The following is a 20,382-nucleotide window of genomic DNA, read 5'->3' on the forward strand; positions in this document are numbered from 1 at the left end:
AGGTGCAAAAGCGGAAGTGATCGAATACAATCCTGGATTTACTCCGGACAACAAATATGTTGAGATCATGGAAGTTGTAAAATCAGTGACAGACGTTGTAGACATCATGGATGCCAACATCCTTGTATCCGGCGGACGTGGAATTGGAAGCCCTGAAAACTTCAAGATCTTAGAAGATTTAGCAGAAGTATTGGGCGGAGAAGTGAGCTGCTCCCGTGCGGTAGTAGACGCAGGATGGAAGCCAAGAGATATCCAGGTTGGACAGACTGGTAAGACAGTACGTCCGAATGTATACTTTGCAGTAGGAATCTCCGGAGCAATCCAGCACGTGGCTGGTATGGAAGAAGCTGACATCATCGTTGCCATCAACAAAGATGAAACAGCACCGATCTTCGATGTAGCTGACTACGGTATCGTCGGAGACTTAAATAAGATCGTTCCAATGCTTACAGAACAGTTAAAAGCTGTTGTAAAATAATCTCATACATCAATAAAACTCACAAAAGAGGTCCTGCGTCCCTGCAGGACCTCTTTTGCTACGGAAAGTAGCAGAAAAAAACCATATGTAAACAGCTGTTGCTTGTTAGAGTGATATCTGACTGCTATACTTTGGCCATCAAAACAGAGGAGGAAAATAAGATGTTTTCTAAAAAAATAAAAGACCTGCGCAGGCAGGCAAAAATGTCTCAGGAGAAGATGGCTGAAAAGCTTAAGGTCTCCCGGCAGGCGGTGACAAAGTGGGAAACCGGAGCAGGAATTCCTGATATCGAGAATGTCAAGGCTATCGCAGAACTGTTCCATATTTCTATTGATGAGCTTCTGGAAATCGAAGTAAGTGAACATACAAAAAAAGATTATGTCTATGACAGTGTGACGGAATATGATATTGACTGCGGAAAAAACTATGATATTACTTTTTCAGGAGCAAAAAGAGTATCACTCTGCGGATATAAAGGCGAGAAGATTCGGGTGCGCCTTGCATCGGATCAGATTGAGGAGATTCAGTCAGTCTTTAAAGTCCGTATTGATGACGTAAAGAAAAAAATAGATATTGATGTCCGCCGGTTTGGAAACATGACGGAAGCCAGAGCGAAAAACGAACTGGATATTCTTATCTGGATTCCGCAGCAGTATATAGGTGAGGCGGAGATTTCCGGAAATACCTCTGTGCTGGAGCTTGCGCATATAGAGGCAGGGAATATAGAATTTTCGGGGAAAACTGAGAGAGTATTTGTGCATGATGTGACAGGGCATGTAGAGATTAACAGCAATGTGGATATGAACATTGTCTGCGCGGGACTCAGCGGACGCCTGGACATCAATCAGATTTCTGCAACCTCCAGGCTCACAGTACCTGAACACATGGAGTTTTTTGCGGTGAAAAAAGGCATAGGCAATCACATTTATTATGAAAGGAAGGGCATCGCTTCGGAAGATTTTTCGATGAAAGAAGACGAAATCAATGACCAGGCCAGCATAATCGAACTGAACGGAATGAAAAGCGAACTGATTATTGAAAAGGTCTCAGAACCTGAGCTTGAGGTGTAACTTATGAAACAATATCAATATCGACCGATTCGTTTTTACCTGACAGTGTTTATATTAACATGGTCATGCTGGATTGCAGCTGCACTATGCAGAAAAAATGAGACAGCAATGACATGGATGTTCCTGGGACTTTGTGTCCCGGCAGCCACTGCAGTACTGACAGTTTTTCTGTCTGGAAGCAAGGCGCTTAAATCAGATCTGAAGCGAAAGCTGGTCGGATTTTACCGCATACATCCTGTGAATCTGCTTTCTGCTTTTGTACTGTTTGTCTGTATTGCTGCAGTGTCAATTCTTTTGTCTGTGCTTTTTGGACAGAGTCTGGATCAGTTTTCGTTTGCTGAGGGCTTTTCTTTCTCTATAAAGGGCAGTTCGGCCCTTCTTACGATCCTTCTTGCTTCAGTTATTGAGGAACTGGGATGGAGAGGGTACGGAGAAGATGCTATCGCCCAGTACGGCAGCTGGTTCTGGGAATCTGTCCTGTTTGGCTTCATCTGGTCCGCCTGGCATATACCCCTGTTTTTTATTGAAGGGACCTATCAGGCAGGACTTTTGCAGCTGGGCACAGGATATGCACTGAATTTTTTTATAAGCGTAATTCCGCTTGGATTTCTTACAACATGGGTGTATGTAAAAAATAACAGGAGTATGATGGCAAGTATCTTTTTTCACATCGTCGTGAACTTTTTTCAGGAAAAGATCGCTATGACGCCGCAGACAAAGTGTGTGGAGACGTTTGTCATTACGCTGGCAGCTGCCGGAATCGTTTTGGCAAACAAAGAAATGTTTTTTGAAACGGATCATGTGGGCCGGCTTCTTGAGGCAAAAAAGAACTGACGGACAGCGGATTAAGCCGGACCGTCAGTTTCTTCAAGATAAGTTATGACATCGCTGAGATCTTTAAATACCGTTTTGGTAAATGGTTTCAGCGCATCTGAGTAGGGGATTTTGTCAGGAATCATAACAGCGGTCATTCCGGCCCGAAAGATAGATTCCAGTCCGGCAGGGGAGTCTTCCAGCCCCAGACAGACAGAAGGATCCAGTCCAAGTCTTTCTGATGCCTTTAAAAAAATATCAGGAAAGGGTTTGCTCCTCGGAACCATCTCCCCGGTAACAATGGCATCAAAAAAATCCATGATCTCTCCCTGATGAAAGTAGCGGGCAGCGCGCTCAAGATCGCAGGATGTAGCAACTGCAGTTTTGTAGCCGCTGTCTTTCAGGTAAGAGAGCAGTTTCAAAAGTCCTGGTTTAAACGGGACGCCGTTCTCATCGATCCAGTCATTTACATAATCTTTTCGTATCTGCAGAGCTTTTTCAAATGGAAAATCATCTCCGAACAGAGATGCAAAATATTCCTGCATTCCTGGTACTGAGAAGCCAAAAGTGTGCCTGACATGTTCTTCTGTAATGGGATAACCATATGTCTTCCCAGCCTTAAGCCAAGCGGGGATGGCCAGAGTCTCCGTATCGAGCATCAGGCCGTCCATGTCAAAAATAACGCCTTGAATCATGTTTTATACCTCCTTATTTATATCATATCATAATTTAGAAGAAGTTGTCTTACTTCAATGATAAATATAAGTGTTTCAGAACATAAATGTTGTATCAATTCTTTTTTTCGTTTCAGAGTAAATTAATATGAAAAAATAAGAGAAACTATTGACATATAATAAAAACGGGCATATAATAAAACTAAGATAAGAGTAAGTAACTGGGTCTTATTTTACAATTGAATTATTCATCGGTAAAACTATTGAAAGATAGTGACACAAAGCCAAGGGTCTAAGGTCCTCAGAGAGAGGATTATGACAGCCGGTTGCCACATTATATATGTAATGTGTATGGATAATAATTATCTATCTTATATGATTATAAGTGCAGCCGTTTGTGAAGGATAACTTTGCAGATGGTTTTTTTATTTGGAAGATACATTTCCGAATAGATGCTCCAAGTTTCATAAAGCTGGATTAATTAATATTCTACACAGAATCACATCAGAGATGATGAGTTAATTAATCAGTAATTTAATATTTTAGTAAAACTATCGAAAGGTAGTGACACAAAGCCAAGGGTCTAAGATCTTTTAAAGATTACGATAGCCGGTTGCCGCATGAGAAAAGCTCATGTGTAATGAATGAAGCAGATTGCTTTTTTCGTACCAGAGATCTGAATGGTCGATGGCTTGTGTCTATGAAATAGAGGAGGCGCATGGTCATGAAAAAAGCAATCAAAAAGGTTATGGTAAGTGCATTAGCAGTTTTACTTGTTGTCGGACTCACAGTTCCGTCAGCAAAGTCTGTATCAGCAGCTGCCAATAAAGTAACAGTTAAAACAAGTACATCAAAAAAAGTTAAAACCAAAACATATAAGTTAAAGAAAAAGGTAAAACGTGCAAAGGTTACAACAAAGACAAGTAAGAAAACTTCTAAAAAGGTAATCACAAGCGTATCCAAAAAAGTAGAAGAGACTGTACAGACCAATGTAGTTGTAAAGACAACAAAGAAAGCAAAGAAAAAAACAGTCAAAACCACAACAACAATCAAAAAAGTCATTAAGACAACAGATCTTGCACAGGCAGGGAAAGCAAACATCAATCAGTTAAAAGGAATTGTTGATGACAAAGTGATCAATGAGTTCAACAGAGTCGGAATGACCATTGAGACAAATCCTAATTCTTCTTTGCTGAAAGGTGCAGACGGAGTGTTCAGCCCATCACAGAAAAAGATTGTTATCAAAAGCAATGTAAACAGAGTTTTAGTTCACGAGGTAGGTCATTTTGTAGCATATGTAAATAACAGAGCAGATTCCACAGCAGAGTTCAGAGCCATCTACAATGCGGAAAAAGGAAAATTTGCAGGCGACAACAAAGCATATGCAGTATCCAACAATAAAGAGTTCTTTGCAGAAGTGTACAAAGAGTATTCCATGAACAAAGCTTCTTTAAAGAGCCACTGCCCAAGAGCTTATGAATATGTCAAAAATGTCCTTGCAGATATGTAAGGTAATGGGGTTATAGAGATCCGCTCGGAGTTATCCGGGCGGATTTTTTTCATTTCATAGGAAAATGCGTCCTTTCTTTAACATGTAATCTATATAGGTCTCACGGGCATTCTTATAAGTTCTTGTGACAGAGAATTTTGTCCCGTCCCACAGGGTCATAGATTTGCTCCCGACAATCCGGATATAATTCATATTGATTATTACAGAAGCAGAGATTTTAAGAAAGCGGTTATCTGCCAGCAAAGGTTTTGATAATTCATCAAAAGAGTTTCGTACCGTTATACTTTCCAAGAGACCTCTGTCCTTCAAACGGCAGTACAGGCGGTGCTTGTAGTATTCCACAGAAACCAGGCTGCCAAACGGCAGTATCTCCAGACCGTTTTTTGTACGTACTGCGAAATGATTCCGGATGTCAAGATCCATTTCATCCATGATATCTGTGAGTACAGCAAACAAGCGGTCTTTGTCTAAAGGCTTTAATAGATAGGACTGCGCTTTTACGTCATAAGAATCTACAGCAAAATCCGGTGAATTTGTAAGATAAATAATAGCACAGGAATTATCTCTTTTACGAATTGATTGTCCGACCTCAATTCCGCCAAAAGAAGGCATCAGAATATCCAATAGATAAATGTCGTAGTGTTTTGTTCTGATATTTTCTAAAAGATCACAGGGTGAAAGATACTGGTCGAAAAAAATGTCAAGGTCAGGATGCAGTTCTGCATAATCGTTCAGAAACTCTGTAATCGTATCTAAATCCCTGGGATCATCATCACATATGGCGATGTTAGGCAAAAAATCCCCTCTTTTCCTAATGATATAAAGTGAACATGTTATGTCAAAACAGTGTAAACAGCAGCTGATTAAGTGCAGTTTATCCTCCGGTGAGGATTTATATTAAAATAATTTTAGCAAGAAGGGTCGGGAAAGTCAATTTCTTGTCAAGTGGTATGCATCTGCGGCAGAGAAAATTGTTAATATGGGGGAGAGGCTTTATGAAGAGAAGGTTAATGAATTATGGGATTTTATTATGCACTGTGATCTGCATTTTGATTTTTTTACCGTCAGAAAGCAAAGATGTCAGATCAGCGGTAAAGATCCTGGCGGTAGACTATGAAAGCGGGACTTTAAAGCAGGCATCAGAGACAGCATCATCAGGCAGTTCAATGACAGAGTATACAGGATTTCTTGTCAAAGGGAGCAAACCGCTGACAGGAGATGATTTTGAATATATGTCAACAAAATGGAAGCACGCGGATTCTATTGATCTGAGCCAGGCATTAGTGGAAGACGGAAAAATGGGGGATAGTTTTTCTGTGCCCCGGACAATAGGGCAGGACAGTTATGGAAGCTCTACACAAATGCAGCTGAAAGAATTTTGTTTTCCAAAAAACACAGCAGAATTTGATGGAATGGTATTGAACGGACTGGGAAATCTGGAAGAGCTCCGCCTGCCGGACTCATTGAGATCTATGGATAACGCTATGTTTTATGGACTTCCTAAGCTGAACAAAATATCGTATCACGGGAAAAGCATGACACATTTTTCAACTACCGCTTATACTTTTTACAGCTGTCCTCTGAATCGGTATCTGGATTTGTCCGGAGCCTCAGGGCTGGAGGAGGTGACACTGTCCTCATCTGCGGCAGTGTCAGGCTTTAATTTTACAGGGCTTTGCAGTCTTAAAAATGTGAATCTGTCCGGACAGAACATAGATTTTACAGGCAGTAAGGAGCAGCAGTGGCTGAAGTCATATACAGGCACAAAGAATATTTCAGGACAAAAGCCAGTTGTTGAACTTTCCTGTGAACCGGCTGGGCCTTTGGAACTTCACTCTTTGTTTACGGGACCTCCAAAACTGAAGGCGCTTCTCAGTGACGGAACGGATATTTTAAAGGACGGGCAGAAGCCGGACTGGATCCTTGACTCATATCCGGATTCTTTAAAAAATGCAGCAGTATCATATAAGAATCCGGCAGGAACAGCCGAGAATACCATTGACACTTCTTTGGGAGGAACACATACGATCCAGTGGAAAATTGCTTACGCCTATGGAAATCCTATGAGTAATGCAGTGTTTAGTATCCCGGTGGAAGTCACGATTCCTGAATCAGCAAAGCAGGATGAGATCTATGTAGAGGAAGGGAGCAGCGGCACGTCCGGAAGCAAAGATGACCCGGTTGGAAGTATACAGCAGGCGATTGGTTATCTGAAAAAGGGCGGGACAATCTATCTGAAAGGGGATATATCCATACCGGAGAACTTTTCAATCCCGACAGATGCGGTAATCTCAGGCACAGAGGGGAGCAGGCCGGTTTTAAGCATAAATAGTGATTTATCTCTTAAGGGTTCACTTTCCTTAAAAAATTTATCTTTGGACGCCAAAAAGAATCTTGTGATTTACGGATGCGGACATGCGTTTTCCACAGATAAAGAAGTGAACACAAAGTCTGGATCAGGATCAATCGACATCTATGGAGGAAGCAAAGGTACACCTGTGACAGAGACAAAGATCCAGTTAAGGGGAGGAACATTCCGGAATTTATACGGCGGCGGATATCTGGGAGGAGATCAGAGTAATGCGGAAGCGAATGCTGGAGTGAGTGGCGAAGCCAGGATTCTTATAGGAGAAAATGCAGAGATTTATTCTGTTTACGGCGGCGGGAACTTAGTTGGAGCTCCCGGGGTGAAGAGTCCTGATGTTTCTGTTGGAAATGTATACATCAGTATGAAAGAAGGCACTGCAGGAACAATCTATGGAGGAAGTTACAGTGCAGCGCCCGGGAAGGCCTCTGCGGGCAATGTGAATATTGTCATGGAGGGCGGAAAGGCAGATTACATATACGGAGGCGGAAATGCGGCAGGTGCAGCTTTGAAGCCGGAGACAGGGGTTAAGGACGTTGATATTGACGTTAAGGGCAGCGCTCAGATAGCCTATGCTGTGTTTGGCGGCGGCAGGGCGGCTGCAATGGGAAGTGCAGATGCAGGCAGTATCCATATCACTCTGGGAGACAGCGCAGTCATAAAAAATATGTATGGCGGCGGATCAGCGGAAGGCAGCAGAGAGGCAAGCGCAAAGGTGCGGCAGGTAACTTTATCTATGGAAGGAGGCAAGGCTGCAGGAACAGTATATGGTGCAGGCAGCTATTCAAAGAGCGGAGATACAGAAGCAAACTTGAATGCAGGAGTTGAAAAGGATGTGGAAATTTCAGTCCGGAACACGGATATCTCCGGTACAACCATTTATGCGGACGGAACTCTTCCAGGCATTGTGGGAGGAGAAAAGAAGATTGTTCTGGACGGCTATGGATCAGAGACAAATTATTATCAGGTCAGGACGATTGGCTTTTTTGATACGATGATCCTTGGCCAGGAAACGGCTTCTTATATAGAATTCCCGTCAAACATAGATCCGAATCTGAACTCGGACGACAGCTGCCAGAATAATATTATTCTTAAAAAAGGCAGTTCTCTAAGTTTTCAGAAAGGAATCAGGAATGTGTTTCAGATTGGTTCGCTTACAGCAGAAGGAAGCAGGGCGTCAGTACTCAGGCTTCGGAAAAATGCAATATCTGATGCTCTGCCCTTATATATAAATGGAACGATAGAGGTTAAAACACCGATTCAGGTGGAGGTTACAGGGGACGATCTGACAGAAGGAGATCCGGTTCTTACAACTTCCGTGCGTGGCGGAAATACAAGTCTGATCTCCGACAAGTTTTTGCTTAAAAACGAAGGTTTTAAGCTTTTGAAAAAGAATTCTGTTTTGAAAGCAGTCAGCCGCACAAGTACGGAAAAGGAAGATCGGGACGTGCCGTTGGGACTTAGCGGCATAGAACCGGAAAAGTTCGGCGGAGGTGACGGAAAGGTTCTGAACCTGACGGAAGAGATGGAGGTAAGTACAGACGGCCGTTTCTATATTCCTTATACAAAAGGAATGACTTTTCCGGCAGGTACTTACTGGATCAGATATAAAGAAAATGAAAGATATAATGCCAGTGAGGCAGTCAAAGTGACAGTTCCGGAGGGGAAACATCTGATTACATACAATATTGTCCATGGAAAGCTCCGGGAAGGGGCTCCAAAGAAAGTTGCGCATGGAAAAAGTTTTGAGTTTCAAACCTATGGGGATGCGGGATATGAACTGGATCCTGACAGGGCAGAAATCAAAGGAGGGATATTGTCCTATGATAAAGAAAGGAATATTTTTAAAGCAGAGAAAGCAGATGAAGATGTCAATATCAGGGTACTGTATAAAATGATGCCTCTGAAAAAGGCAGAATCTATGATAAAGAAGCATGTTTATATTCCATATGGGACTTCGGCAGGAACGACAGTGTCGGTCTTTGATAAAGAATTTGGTGAGTTTCCGGAATCTGTAAACCTTACATGGCAGACAAATGACCGGAGAGGATTTGTGGCAATAAAAAATCAGCAGCTGACGGTGCAGAAGGTCAACGAGGGGAAAAAAGAAATCCTGATTTTGATGCAGGCGAAGCTGGAGGATGCTTCTGCCGAAAAGACAGTGGATTCTGTAATTCATTTTCTGCCGAAAACATATCAGCAAGGCGGGGAAACAACTGATTCAAAAGATAAGGGAGAGACCAAAGAAAAGAAAGGGAAGGGACAGAGTAAGACCGCCCGCAGCAAGCCTAAAAAGCCGGTAAGGGTGAGAAAAAAAGTGGATGAAAAAACCGGAGATCCGGACAGAGGATTCCTGCTCCTGATTTTAGCAGGCAGCGGCACAGCGGCAGCCGGAATACTGAGAGTACGGAAAAAGAAAGCCTGAAGAATCTTTTTGCAGGAAATCGTATTTTTTAGTATAATGTCATTATAAATATCAACAAAGAAAGTAGGGGCAGCATGCAGATACAGAGAGATGACATTATCATCAGAAAAGGGATTATACATATTTTAGATAGCCACAACGGATATCTTGGCCTGTCCAATGATTTATTGGATATGGGGCCGGACTTAATGGAATTTGTGCGCGGGCATATTTTCAAGATTTTGGAAAGTGATGATACAAAGAAATGCCAGTTTGACGGAAACCTGTCTCCCGTTCTGACTCTCCTGGAGACTATGGAGGAACAAGAGGATGAAAGCTTTGTGGAAGCCAGCCGGGTTCTGGCAGAGAGCCTGTATGACATTATGTGTGACAGTGTTACCATACCGGCAGCAGATTTGATTGTTGTCAGTTTTCAGCTCTACAGTTTGGTACACTTAGCATTTCTTAAAATGAACTATAAGGAAACTTATGTGCACAAAGAGGAAGAAAATGAGGTCAATGATATCGTAAAACAGCGTGTCATGCCTATGGACGGAGCAAAGCTTACGGAAGCTGTTATTGTAGATCTTCTGGAGTATAAGGTACAGCTTGTGGAAAAGAAATATGAGATGCTCACAGGGGACAAGATCAACTATATTTCGGAACGGTTTCTCCAGTGCCATGCAGATATGGCACCTAAGAAAAAATTTCAGATATTAAACAAGGTAATCACAGACATCAATAACCGATATGAACATGAACCTCTTAAAAACCGTTTAGATGCAAAAAGCAAACTCCGGGAAGAATTTGCGGAGAAGAATGAGTTCCGTATCAATGAGATCGGGGACCGGATCTTTGGGGAAAGTGCAGAAAAGAAACAGGAGTTTGATGACCGGATCGAGCGTTATGACCTTCAGTATGATACTTTTACAGTCGCAAAAGAGAATACGGTTAAAAAGCTTGAATATCAAATCCTTGAGACGGATTCCGGCATTGAGATCAAAATTCCTATGGAAGAGTATATTACCAAGGATAATGTGGAGATCCGGGAAGAGCCGGGAGGCGGAAGTGTCATCACTATTAAAAACATTGAACAGGTGAAGATCAAGTAGAAACGTCTCTGAAGTGCTTTCTTGACATATGTATATACAAGGACTATAATATTTAAAATTAAAAATTGGAGGATGCTCTAAGCCGGGCTGCTGGTTTAGGGCTTTTCTTACATCGTTACGGAAAGAAGAGGTACATAATTATGACACAGTTTTCAGAAAGAATCTTAAAGACACCGGCATCCTTTATAAGGGAAATTTTAAAAGTCATCCAGCAGGATGATATTATCTCGTTTGCAGGAGGGCTGCCGAACCCTGTTTCTTTTCCGAAAGAAGCCCTGAAGCAGTCAATGGAACGGGTAATCGATCAATATGGAGATGAGGTGTTTCAATATTCCAGTACGGAGGGATATCAGCCTCTCAGAGAATGGGTGGCAAGGAGATATCGTGATGAATATCAGATGGATGTACAGGCGGATGATATACTGATCACCACAGGATCTCAGCAGGCTTTGGATCTGATGGGAAAGGTGCTGATCAATCCGGGGGATGCGCTGGCTATTGAAGAGCCGGGATATTTAGGAGCTATTCAGGCGTTTACAGTGTTTGAGCCGGATTTCTGTCCGGTACCGCTGTTGGATGACGGACTGGACCTGGAAAAATTAGAACAGCTTCTGAAAGAACGAAATGTGAAACTGCTGTATACAGTACCGAACTTTCAAAATCCAACGGGACTTACCTACTCTGTGGAAAAGAGAAAACAATTATGCAGTCTGCTAAATCGTTATTCTGCCTATTTGATTGAGGATGATCCATATGGACAGCTTAAGTTTGAAGGAGAGATACTTCCCTATATTGCATCCTTTGGCCTTGAGAAGGGTGTGCTTTTTGGAACAATTTCCAAGATCATCACACCGGGTATGAGGCTTGGATGGATCTGCACAAAGGATAAGGAACTTATGGAGCATCTTGTGACTGCAAAGCAGGCAGCTGATCTCCACAGTAATATTTTTGCCCAGTATGCAGTATATGATTATCTTATGAATAATGAATTGAACGGACATATCGATAAGATCAAAGACCTCTATAAAAAGCAGAGTGACGCCATGCTCCAGGCCATGGAAGATTTCTTCCCGGACAGTGTTTCTTATACGATGCCGAAAGGAGGCATGTTTGTCTGGGGATCTCTGCCGGAAGGGGAATCTTCACTGGAGCTGTTCGACCGTGCAATGGAACAAAAGGTTGCATTTGTACCGGGCAATCCGTTTTATGTGGATGACACAAAGCCGGTGCCAACGTTCCGGCTGAATTATACAAACTCCGAGCCGGAAGTGATCCGGGAAGGTATCCGCAGGCTCGGAAAGCTGATGGAGGTCTATTAATCAGATTCAAATTTAATTTCATAATGGATAACAAGTGTCAGAAAAGACCGCAGCAGGATTACGGCACCCAGCATATAAAGCTCCTTCATGTTTTTTGTGATGACAGTGCGGAGGATCTCGCCTCCCAGTTTAAATTCCAGTGCAAAGGCCAGGATCTTGGCGAGTTCTAGTTTAATATCCCGTCCTTCGGTGGTGAAACCCGCACGAAGATATTGAAGAAATGCTTTGATGCACCCGAATACGATGACAAAGATGCCAAAGAGTTCCAGAATGTGGATGCAGAGCATCACAATTTCTGTTAAAAAATGGTCCGTCATATACTGCTCCTCTCTTTGCTGCTGAACAGAATCAGAATGATATTATTTTTTACCAATATGTAAGATTTCATACAAGTATGGTATAATAAGAATATCAATAAAGAAAAGGCAGGAGCGTATATGTTGAAACGAAAAGGAAACAGCGGAAAGGCTGTACTGTTATATAATCTGGATAACTCTGACAGAGCAAGAAAGATTAAGTATATTTTAATCCGCATGGGAGTGCGTATTAAAAATGTTAAGAAGGAAGATTATTTAAAACCTATTGGAGCTTTAGCCGGGGCGGCCGGCGCTGAGGCAGATGACAGTATTTACGACGGTCCGGGCTTTGCAGAAGAGATGCTTGTAATGAAGGGGTTCACCGGACGTGAGATCGATGAATTGATTCTCAGATTCCGGAAGGAAAAGTTAGATAAGATTGACCTGAAAGCTGTCATGACAGACACCAATCAAACATGGGATTCCATTACCCTGTATGAGAATCTGAGAGAAGAACATGAACAGATGACAGGAGAGTAAAGTTTTCCGGGAGTTGTATGAATGATGGGATTAAAAAAACGAAGGAATCTGGGCAGATCGATTGCTGTATTATCAATCAAGCAGGGGCTGACATTAGTTATCCCCTTTTTAATTTTGGGCTCTTTTGCACTTTTATTTCAAAGTTTTCCATATCCGCCTTATCAGGAATTTCTGCGCGATTTCCTGGGAGGGCGGATTTTGTCTGTTCTGACGTCTGTCTATAACATTACACTCGGGTCTCTGGCACTGCTCCTGACGATTACGATCAGCCTGTCTTTTGGCAAGATGGCAGAGGCAAATGAAGCGTTTTATTACGCAGTTACGGCAGTTGTATCTTATATGGCTTTCTGCGGCGGGATTAAGGAAAATAAAGAATATATTTTCGGGCCGGAGTGGGTATTTACAGCCATGTGCATCACTTTGGCTTCCTGCGTCCTCTTTTATATCGGGGTCAGGGCAGCCAAAAAGATCGAAGCAGTCCATACGGTAGGTGCGGAGTATTTATTTAATCTGTCTATTTTGAATCTGGCACCGATTATTATCATCACCCTGCTGTTTGCCGGTGCCGGGGTTTTGCTTAGACAGTGGACCGGTGTCAGCAACATTACCAATTTTGGCTCTTTCTTTTTTATGAAAGCATTCAGAAATCTTTCCGGCAATCTGACCGGGGCACTTCTGTACGTTCTTTTTTCCCATATGCTTTGGTTTTTTGGGATTCATGGAACTAATACTTTGGATGCAGTGGCCAAAAGACTGTTTGAACCGGGGGTCCAGGTAAATCAGGCGCTGCTGGCTGCCGGGAAAGCACCTACGGAGATATATTCTAAATCTTTTATGGATGTATTTGTTTTTCTGGGAGGATGCGGAGCTGCATTGTGCCTTATTTTTGCTCTCATCATCGCAGCCAAAAAGAGTCATAACCGGAAACTGGCAAAGGTTGCCGGAGTATCAGTTCTTTTTAATATCAGCGAAGTAGCAGTCTTTGGATTCCCTGTTATATTCAATCCTGTTATGTTTCTGCCCTTTATAGTGACCCCGCTGGTATTTGTGCTGACCAGCAGCCTTGCCATGTGGGCCGGTCTGGTGCCATATGTAACGAAATCAGTCGAGTGGACAGTGCCGGTTATTTTCAGCGGCTATGAGGCAACGGGCTCGGCAGCGGGAAGTGTGCTGCAGGCAGTAAACCTGGTAATCGGTACGCTGATTTACATACCGTTTATCCGGTACAGTGAAATGAAGCAGACGAAAAGTTTTCAGGAGGAAGTCCGGCAGATGACGGAGGACATGGATCAGGGGGATGAGACGGGTCACAGACCTAAGCTGCTCTCAGATGATTATGTTCATAACTATGCAGCCAGGACTTTGGCGTATGATCTGAAAAATGAATTGGAAAGAGGGTGCCTTAAGCTCCATTACCAGGTGCAGATGGCCGGTGACGGGAGTCTTTACGGGGCCGAAGCATTGCTGCGGTGGAATCATCCGGTGGCCGGATATATTGCTCCGCCATTGATCATACAGCTGGCTTATGAAAGCAGACTGCTGGAGAAGCTTGGAAATTTTATTATTGAAAAAGCGTGCAGTGATATACAGGAGATGAACAAGGTCTCAGATCAAAGTATGAGAGTTTCCGTCAATATTTCACCGAACCAGCTGGAGCAGAAGGATTGGAGCAGGCATGTGCTGAATCTGCTGTCAGGTTATGATTTTCAGAAGAAGCAGATGGTTTTTGAGTTTACGGAGCGTGTTTTCCTGGATCATTCTGACAAAGTGGCCGGAGAGCTTGAAGCCATCAGGGACAGCGGCATTGAGATCAGTATGGATGATTTTGGAATGGGGCATGGATCTATGGTTTACCTGCAGGATTATTCCTTTGAAGAAGTAAAACTGGATGGAAGATTGGTCAGGCAGCTTCTCTGCAACGAAAGATCCAGAAATATTGTTTCAGGCATTACAGAGATGGCAAAGACACTGAAATTTCATGTGGTGGCAGAATTTGTGGAGACAAAAGAACAGCGGGATCTGCTGCGGGAGATGGGATGTGATATTTTCCAGGGATACTATTATGGAAAACCTGTTCCGCTGGATGAATTTATAATGACGTTCCTTAAATAAGCGCGGAAAACATTTGTTGCTGTACAGGGGAAGCTATGGTATAATTATAGTTAAAATATACATGAACAGAGTTGAATGAGAGAAGCTGGGGACGGCATTTTTGAAATGCTGATACCAGGACTGTTTAAGAGGGGAGACGGGGATGAAAAAGAGTAAGAAACTAAGGTTCTGTGCTGCAGTTCTGGTGTGCACTCTTTTCCTTTGGGGATGCAGCAGTAAAAGTACAGTAAGCAATGATAAGGACTCATCCGGGGATGTCACAACGATTACATTTTTCGGAAATAAATATGAGACAGAGAATGTCAGAGTAATAGAAGAGATTATATCCGGATTTATGAAGGAGAATCCGGATATCAGGGTGTCTTATGAAAGCCTGAAAGGAAATGAGTATTTTGAAGCGCTGGAAAAGCGTATGGCTTCCGGAAAAGGTGACGATGTATTTATGGTGAATCATGACATCCTGCTTAAACTGAAAGAAAAGGGCCAGGTGGCAGATCTTTCCGGTCTCAGTACTATTTCAGATTATACAGACCAGATGCTCAGCCAGATGGATGATGAGGGGAAAGTTTATTGGATGCCGACGACGGTGTCTGTTTTTGGACTTTATTGTAATATGGATCTCCTGAAAGAACATAAACAGAAAGTGCCTGAGAATTTACAGGAATGGCAGAGCGTATGCAGTTACTTTGCAGACAAAGGCATAACGCCGATTGTTTCCAATAATGATATTTCCTTAAAAACATTGGCGATTGGAAAGGGATTTTATTCTCTGTATCAGGAGGATGATCAGGCTAAGGTATTTGAGGCTCTGAACAATGGAGAAGAGAAACTGAGCAAGTATCTGCAACCAGGATTTTCTTTGGCAGAGCAGATGATCAAAAAAGGATATGTGGATTCTGAAAAGGCGTTAAAAACGGAAAAGACCTCAGATGATCTTGCGGAGTTTGCAGAAGGGAAATCCCCGTTTATGCTTACTGGTGCCTGGGCAGCAGGAAGAACCGGGGCCATGAATCCTGATTTTGAATTTAAAGTTGAACCGCTCCCTCTGCTGGAGAACGGTTCATTATTGGTTATTAACGCTGATACACGTTTAAGTGTGAATGCGGACAGCCGTCATGCAGAGGCTGCAAAAAAATTTGTAGAATATTTTACACAGGCAGAAAATATTCAGAGATTTGCTGACCAGCAGTGTTCTTTCAGTCCGCTGAAGGAAGGCACACCGTCTTCTGTTAAAACAGTCCAGCCGCTGGCAGAATGCTATAAGACCGGAAAAACTGTGATTGGAACGGACAGTTTGCTGAAACTTCCAATTTGGAATTTGACGGCAGATGCATCAAAACAGCTTCTTTTAGGGAAACCTCTGAAGTCTGTTCTGAACAGTATGGACCGGCAGGCGGAGAAAGAAAGGGAAATGCAATGAAAAGGGAGAAAAAATCCGGAAAAATAAAGCGAAAAATTGCTCTTGCAGCAGTTTTCGTCGGTATCATCCTAAGTTTTCTTACTTTTCTTTTTATACAGGGTGTCAAAAGCCAGCTCTGGGAACAGTCTGTCAGTACAATCAAAGAGTCAACGCAGCAGGGCTGCAATGCTTTGAAAGTCCAGCTTCAGGATGATTATGAATCTCTGGGCAGGCTCTCAAAATATCTGAAACAGTTTTCAAAGAGCGACAGCCGGCATCTGGAAGAGACTCTCAGCAACTATGCCCATGCAGAAACGGGTGTCAGTCTGTATCTGCCGGATGGGACTTGTGTGCCTGCCGGGACAAAACCAGATGAGCAGGCCCGGAAGATGCTGCTTAAATCTGATAAGAATAAGGGAATGATTGATCCTCATATCAGCAGTGTAAGCGGTCTCAATGTATTTCATCTTTTTGTAGGCGTGGAACTGAAGGATGGAACAAAGGGGTATCTTCTTAAGGAATATGAAGTTAAAAGTATTGTTGACAGTTTCAGCCTTTCCTTCTATAACGACACCGGATTTTCCTATGTAATTAATAAAAACGGAGATGTCTTGATCCGGTCACCGCACCCAAACAGCAATAAGACCATGAAGAACCTGTTCGATATGCTGCCGGAGGCTCAAAATGACGCAGAAGGACTTTCCCGGTTTGCAGAGTCCCTGAAAACATCTCAGACGGGTTTGGCAGTTTTTAATTATCAGCAGAAAGATACTGTATTTTGTTATACACCGCTGAAACTTGAGTCGGACTGGTATGTAATCTCTATTATACCGAAGGATGTGGTAAATGCCCAGACAAACCAGATCCTCAGACGTTCGATGGAATTGATCGGATGTATTCTTTTCGGTATTGCCCTTCTTGTGTTTGCGTATTTATGGTATGCAAACAGAGCCAACAGAAAAATGCGCAATCAGGCAGATTATATAGAAAATCTATATAATGCCATTCCGGAAGGAATTGCTTTGATTTCTGTGGATCAGCCTTATCATTTTATACAGCTTAACCGGCAGGGGCGGCGTATGCTTCAGTATCCGGATGATCCTTCGGATCATTCTTTAAAGGGGGTACTCCTGGAGCATGTAGTTTATCCGGAAGACTATGAGGGTCTGACAGATATCTTAAGAAATGCAGATATGGACGGTCAGAAAAGTATCTTTGAGAATCGTATCCAGAAGGCGGACGGAACTTACTTCTGGGCATCCGGAATCCTTGAAAGGACATTTGATGAAAATGGTGTGCCGGTTTTTGTAGCAGCTTTCCACGATATTACGGATGAAAAGCTGGCAGAAGAGGCAGCTGAGAGAGAAAAACTGCAGGAGCGCATCACATTGGTTGGAGCGATTTCAAATGCTTATCCTGTTATCATCAGTATGAATCTGACAAAAGATACTCTGAATTTTACATATGTTAAGCCGGGGCTGATGATTGGCCTGGGAGAGCAGAAGACTTACAGCAGGCTTTTTGCGGATATGCTGCCGACCGTACATCCTGACCATGTAAGCGAATATAAACGCCGTTTTGAGCCTCATAACCTGTCAAGTGCTTTGGGAGAGGAGAAAACAGAAGTATTCTTTGAAGCACGGCAGATGCTCACAGACGGAAGGTATCATTGGACTTCAACGCAGATTATTTATGTGGATAATCCATATTCAGAGGATAAACTGGCAGTTCTTATTTCGCGGCGTATTGATGAACAGCGTTATGAGGAAGAACAGCACCGCCAGGCACTTCAGACTGCCTTGGACAATGCCAACGAAGCAAACAGGGCAAAAAGCCAGTTTTTATCCAATATGAGCCATGATATACGGACGCCGATGAATGCAATCTTAGGCATGGCAGCCATTGCGGCAGCTCATATAGATGACCGGCGGCGGATTTCAGAATGTTTGGAAAAGATTAGTCTTTCCAGCAGACATCTTCTCAGTCTTATCAATGATATTTTAGATATGTCTAAAATTGAAAGCGGTAAGTTCTCCCTCAGAAAAGAGCCATTTAATTTTGCAGAGCTGGTTGCGGATGTGATTGAATTGGTGAGGCCCCAGGCAGGCGAAAAGAAGCTTCATCTGAAGGTCCAGATGAGTTCCATGAAAAACGAGAAAGTTATCGGGGATCCTCTACGCGTCAGGCAGGTATGTATTAATATTTTGAGCAATGCTGTGAAATATACACCGGAAGAAGGAAGCATTCATATCCAGGTGAGACAGGAAAAAAGTTCCCGCAGAGGCTATGAAAATTATATATTCTGCTGTTCAGACACAGGGATTGGAATGAGTTCAGAATTTCTGGAGAAGTTGTTTCAGCCCTTTGAACGGGCTGTGGATTCTGCGGGCAGTAAAATGATCGGAACAGGTCTGGGAATGGCAATTACAAAAAATGTTGTCGATTTAATGAGCGGTGATATTGAGGTAAAGAGCAGTCTGGGCAGTGGTTCTGTTTTTACAGTGACGCTTCCGTTACAGCTTCAGAATGTGAAGCAGGATGAAATTCCCGAGGAATGGATTGGAATTCACAGTCTCATTGTGGATGATGACAGGCAGGCCTGTGAGAACTCAGCGGAACTTCTTGAAAGCATGGGACTTAGGACAGCTTTTGTTACGGACGGAGAATCTGCAGTAGAATATGTAAAGAATGCAAAAGACAGTGCTGATCCGGTAAAGCTGGCGATGATTGACTGGAAGATGCCTGGAATGGACGGTGTGGAGACCGCCCGGCAGATTAGAAAAGAGGCAGGGCAGGATGTACCTGTGATTATTCTGACAGCGTATGACTGGTCTGAAATAGAAACGGAAGCCAGGGAGGCCGGGGTAACAGGCTTTTTGTCCAAACCATTTTATTGTTCAAAGATTTGTTATCTCCTGAATGAATTAAAAGAGGAAAAAACATTTTCAGAACCTGTAAGGCTGCCTGAAAAGCCGGATTATACCGGCAAGACAGTTCTTCTGGCAGAGGATAATGAGCTTAACAGAGAGATTGCTGGAACCCTGATCAGAGAGATGGGAGTACAGGTAGAAGAGGCAGTTAACGGTGAAGAGGCTGTGAAAAAAGTGTCAGAGTCCGAAGAGGGCCATTACGATATGATTTTGATGGATATCCAAATGCCAAGGATGAACGGATATGATGCAACAAAAGCTATAAGATCCATGAAACGCGGGGATGTGCAGCATCTTCCGATTATCGCAATGACAGCAGATGCATTTGAGGAAGATGTGAGAAAGGCTATGCACGCAGGAATGAATGAGCATTTTGCAAAGCCGATTGATGTAAAGGCGTTAGAGCAGCTGGTTTACAGATATTTGTCGGGGAACGCTGAGAAAAAAGAGAAGAAATAAATATAAAAACGTTTATACTGCGGGAGTCCGGGCAGGGGTATCCAAGTACTTCCGGTTGTATCTCTTTTTCTTTCTGCATATATAATTAGTGCAGAAGGTGGAGGTGAATACAGCGGATGGAAAATAAGAAAAGGGGATTTCTGCTTCTTTTAACTGTACTTTTCCTGGGAGTACTGATTACAGCGGAGAGTTTGGCTGTAGAGAAGATTCTGAAGCGGAACGAAGCGATTGCACAAGAGAAAGCATTTCAGGAGTACCGCAATACCGGACAGATAGATGGATCTTTGGATCCTCTGATATTAAATGAAATCAAAGGTTCCCCTGTGCCCAAAGATTACGTATCTTTTGTCAATTATTCTGATTCATGGAATGAGGCCAGGAGTTTTGGAGGAGACCGGCACCATGAGGGAACAGATATTCTTTCGGATACCGTTTCAAAGAAGAGAGGAGAAATCCCGGTTCTCAGCATGTCAGACGGTGTAGTGGAACAGATCGGATGGCTGAAACTAGGAGGATACCGAATTGGCATACGGTCTCCGAAAGGTGTTTATTTTTATTATGCTCATCTTTACAGCTATGCACCGGGCATAAAGCAAGGGTTAAAAATACAGGCGGGAGATGTCATTGGATATATGGGAGATTCAGGATATGGAAAGAAAGAGGGGACTGTGGGAAAGTTTCCGGTCCATCTGCACCTAGGACTGTATCGTAATGATTCAAAGCATGGAGAATACAGTGTAAATCCATATAGGTTTTTGCAGAAAGTATTAAGAAAACCATCGTAACACCAGCAGCAGAAGCATGACTGGGCAGTCAGACATTAGGGTTAGATGGGTAGCAAAATTACTGTTTCTTTTTGTTTTATTTTGGCAGTTTATATAGTAAAATGAAAGAAAGATGT

General features: G+C 42.9%; 15 protein-coding genes and 2 riboswitches. Of the genes, 12 read left to right on the forward strand and 3 right to left on the reverse strand.

The annotated features are described in order from the left end of the window. The 3 genes from KH180_RS15340 to KH180_RS15350 all read left to right on the forward strand — a co-directional run. On the forward strand, positions 1 to 478 hold a 478-nt coding region (locus KH180_RS15340; RefSeq protein WP_290761865.1), incomplete at its 5' end, for an electron transfer flavoprotein subunit alpha/FixB family protein. A gap of 161 nt (positions 479 to 639) precedes the next feature. Next, complete coding sequence (locus KH180_RS15345; RefSeq protein ID WP_290761867.1) at positions 640 to 1,548, forward strand: helix-turn-helix transcriptional regulator; 909 nt, start codon at positions 640 to 642, stop codon at positions 1,546 to 1,548. Between the two features lie 3 nt (positions 1,549 to 1,551). Then, on the forward strand, positions 1,552 to 2,382 hold the full coding sequence (locus KH180_RS15350; RefSeq protein WP_290761869.1) for a CPBP family intramembrane glutamic endopeptidase: 831 nt from the start codon (positions 1,552 to 1,554) through the stop codon (positions 2,380 to 2,382). A gap of 11 nt (positions 2,383 to 2,393) precedes the next feature. Here KH180_RS15350 and KH180_RS15355 read toward each other — a convergent pair whose 3' ends face one another. Then, entirely contained in the window at positions 2,394 to 3,056 is a 663-nt protein-coding gene (locus tag KH180_RS15355; protein ID WP_290761871.1) for an HAD family hydrolase, read from the reverse strand. A 222-nt stretch (positions 3,057 to 3,278) separates the two neighbouring features. Then, positions 3,279 to 3,369: riboswitch (cyclic di-GMP riboswitch) on the forward strand. A 200-nt stretch (positions 3,370 to 3,569) separates the two neighbouring features. Beyond that, a riboswitch (cyclic di-GMP riboswitch) is annotated at positions 3,570 to 3,656 on the forward strand. A 103-nt stretch (positions 3,657 to 3,759) separates the two neighbouring features. Between KH180_RS15355 and KH180_RS15360 the strand changes: the two genes are divergently transcribed. Beyond that, a complete protein-coding gene (locus KH180_RS15360) occupies positions 3,760 to 4,545 on the forward strand; it encodes an anthrax toxin lethal factor-related metalloendopeptidase (RefSeq protein ID WP_290761873.1) in 786 nt (261 codons plus the stop codon). Positions 4,546 to 4,599: 54 nt separating this feature from the next. On the opposite strand, the gene KH180_RS15365 is transcribed toward KH180_RS15360, so the two are convergent. After that, positions 4,600 to 5,340: a LytR/AlgR family response regulator transcription factor gene (locus KH180_RS15365; protein WP_290761874.1), complete on the reverse strand. Its 741-nt coding sequence runs from the start codon at positions 5,338 to 5,340 to the stop codon at positions 4,600 to 4,602. A gap of 200 nt (positions 5,341 to 5,540) precedes the next feature. Here KH180_RS15365 and KH180_RS15370 point away from each other — a divergent pair, with 200 nt between their 5' ends. The 3 genes from KH180_RS15370 (at position 5,541) to KH180_RS15380 (ending at position 11,745) form a co-directional block, all read left to right on the forward strand. After that, entirely contained in the window at positions 5,541 to 9,335 is a 3,795-nt protein-coding gene (locus tag KH180_RS15370) for a hypothetical protein (RefSeq protein WP_290761875.1), read from the forward strand. A gap of 74 nt (positions 9,336 to 9,409) precedes the next feature. After that, positions 9,410 to 10,426: a nucleoid-associated protein gene (locus KH180_RS15375; protein WP_290761877.1), complete on the forward strand. Its 1,017-nt coding sequence runs from the start codon at positions 9,410 to 9,412 to the stop codon at positions 10,424 to 10,426. Positions 10,427 to 10,566: 140 nt separating this feature from the next. Continuing rightward, positions 10,567 to 11,745 carry an aminotransferase-like domain-containing protein gene (locus KH180_RS15380; RefSeq protein WP_290761879.1) on the forward strand — a complete coding sequence of 393 codons (1,179 nt, stop codon included), beginning with the start codon at positions 10,567 to 10,569 and terminating at the stop codon, positions 11,743 to 11,745. Here the strand turns inward: KH180_RS15380 and KH180_RS15385 are convergent. Then, a complete protein-coding gene (locus KH180_RS15385) occupies positions 11,742 to 12,062 on the reverse strand; it encodes a DUF1622 domain-containing protein (protein ID WP_290761881.1) in 321 nt (106 codons plus the stop codon). The genes KH180_RS15380 and KH180_RS15385 overlap by 4 nt on opposite strands. Positions 12,063 to 12,182: 120 nt before the next feature. On the opposite strand from KH180_RS15385, the gene KH180_RS15390 reads away from it, so the two are divergent. The 5 genes from KH180_RS15390 to KH180_RS15410 all read left to right on the forward strand — a co-directional run bounded on the left by KH180_RS15390 (position 12,183) and on the right by KH180_RS15410 (position 20,266). Further along, positions 12,183 to 12,581, forward strand: a complete 399-nt coding sequence (locus tag KH180_RS15390; RefSeq protein ID WP_290761884.1) for a DUF3783 domain-containing protein — start codon at positions 12,183 to 12,185, stop codon at positions 12,579 to 12,581. Between the two features lie 21 nt (positions 12,582 to 12,602). Then, entirely contained in the window at positions 12,603 to 14,693 is a 2,091-nt protein-coding gene (locus tag KH180_RS15395) for a PTS sugar transporter subunit IIC/EAL domain-containing protein (RefSeq protein ID WP_330624597.1), read from the forward strand. Between the two features lie 142 nt (positions 14,694 to 14,835). Further along, positions 14,836 to 16,113: an ABC transporter substrate-binding protein gene (locus KH180_RS15400; RefSeq protein ID WP_290761886.1), complete on the forward strand. Its 1,278-nt coding sequence runs from the start codon at positions 14,836 to 14,838 to the stop codon at positions 16,111 to 16,113. Next, on the forward strand, positions 16,110 to 19,481 hold the full coding sequence (locus tag KH180_RS15405; protein WP_290761888.1) for a response regulator: 3,372 nt from the start codon (positions 16,110 to 16,112) through the stop codon (positions 19,479 to 19,481). The genes KH180_RS15400 and KH180_RS15405 overlap by 4 nt, the downstream gene beginning before the upstream one ends. A 116-nt stretch (positions 19,482 to 19,597) precedes the next feature. Continuing rightward, a complete protein-coding gene (locus KH180_RS15410) occupies positions 19,598 to 20,266 on the forward strand; it encodes a M23 family metallopeptidase (protein ID WP_290761890.1) in 669 nt (222 codons plus the stop codon). The last annotated feature ends 116 nt before the right edge of the window (positions 20,267 to 20,382 follow it).

It is taken from the genome of Anaerostipes sp., assembly GCF_018381315.1.
Taxonomy (GTDB): domain Bacteria; phylum Bacillota; class Clostridia; order Lachnospirales; family Lachnospiraceae; genus Anaerostipes.

Coding starts and splice junctions, on each gene's coding strand:
- KH180_RS15345 (WP_290761867.1), top strand. CDS start 640: ATGTTTTCTAAAAAAATAAAAGACCTGCGCAGGCAGGCAAAAATGTCT.
- KH180_RS15350 (WP_290761869.1), top strand. CDS start 1,552: ATGAAACAATATCAATATCGACCGATTCGTTTTTACCTGACAGTGTTT.
- KH180_RS15355 (WP_290761871.1), bottom strand. CDS start 3,056: ATGATTCAAGGCGTTATTTTTGACATGGACGGCCTGATGCTCGATACG.
- KH180_RS15360 (WP_290761873.1), top strand. CDS start 3,760: ATGAAAAAAGCAATCAAAAAGGTTATGGTAAGTGCATTAGCAGTTTTA.
- KH180_RS15370 (WP_290761875.1), top strand. CDS start 5,541: ATGAAGAGAAGGTTAATGAATTATGGGATTTTATTATGCACTGTGATC.
- KH180_RS15375 (WP_290761877.1), top strand. CDS start 9,410: ATGCAGATACAGAGAGATGACATTATCATCAGAAAAGGGATTATACAT.
- KH180_RS15380 (WP_290761879.1), top strand. CDS start 10,567: ATGACACAGTTTTCAGAAAGAATCTTAAAGACACCGGCATCCTTTATA.
- KH180_RS15385 (WP_290761881.1), bottom strand. CDS start 12,062: ATGACGGACCATTTTTTAACAGAAATTGTGATGCTCTGCATCCACATT.
- KH180_RS15390 (WP_290761884.1), top strand. CDS start 12,183: ATGTTGAAACGAAAAGGAAACAGCGGAAAGGCTGTACTGTTATATAAT.
- KH180_RS15395 (WP_330624597.1), top strand. CDS start 12,603: ATGATGGGATTAAAAAAACGAAGGAATCTGGGCAGATCGATTGCTGTA.
- KH180_RS15400 (WP_290761886.1), top strand. CDS start 14,836: ATGAAAAAGAGTAAGAAACTAAGGTTCTGTGCTGCAGTTCTGGTGTGC.
- KH180_RS15405 (WP_290761888.1), top strand. CDS start 16,110: ATGAAAAGGGAGAAAAAATCCGGAAAAATAAAGCGAAAAATTGCTCTT.
- KH180_RS15410 (WP_290761890.1), top strand. CDS start 19,598: ATGGAAAATAAGAAAAGGGGATTTCTGCTTCTTTTAACTGTACTTTTC.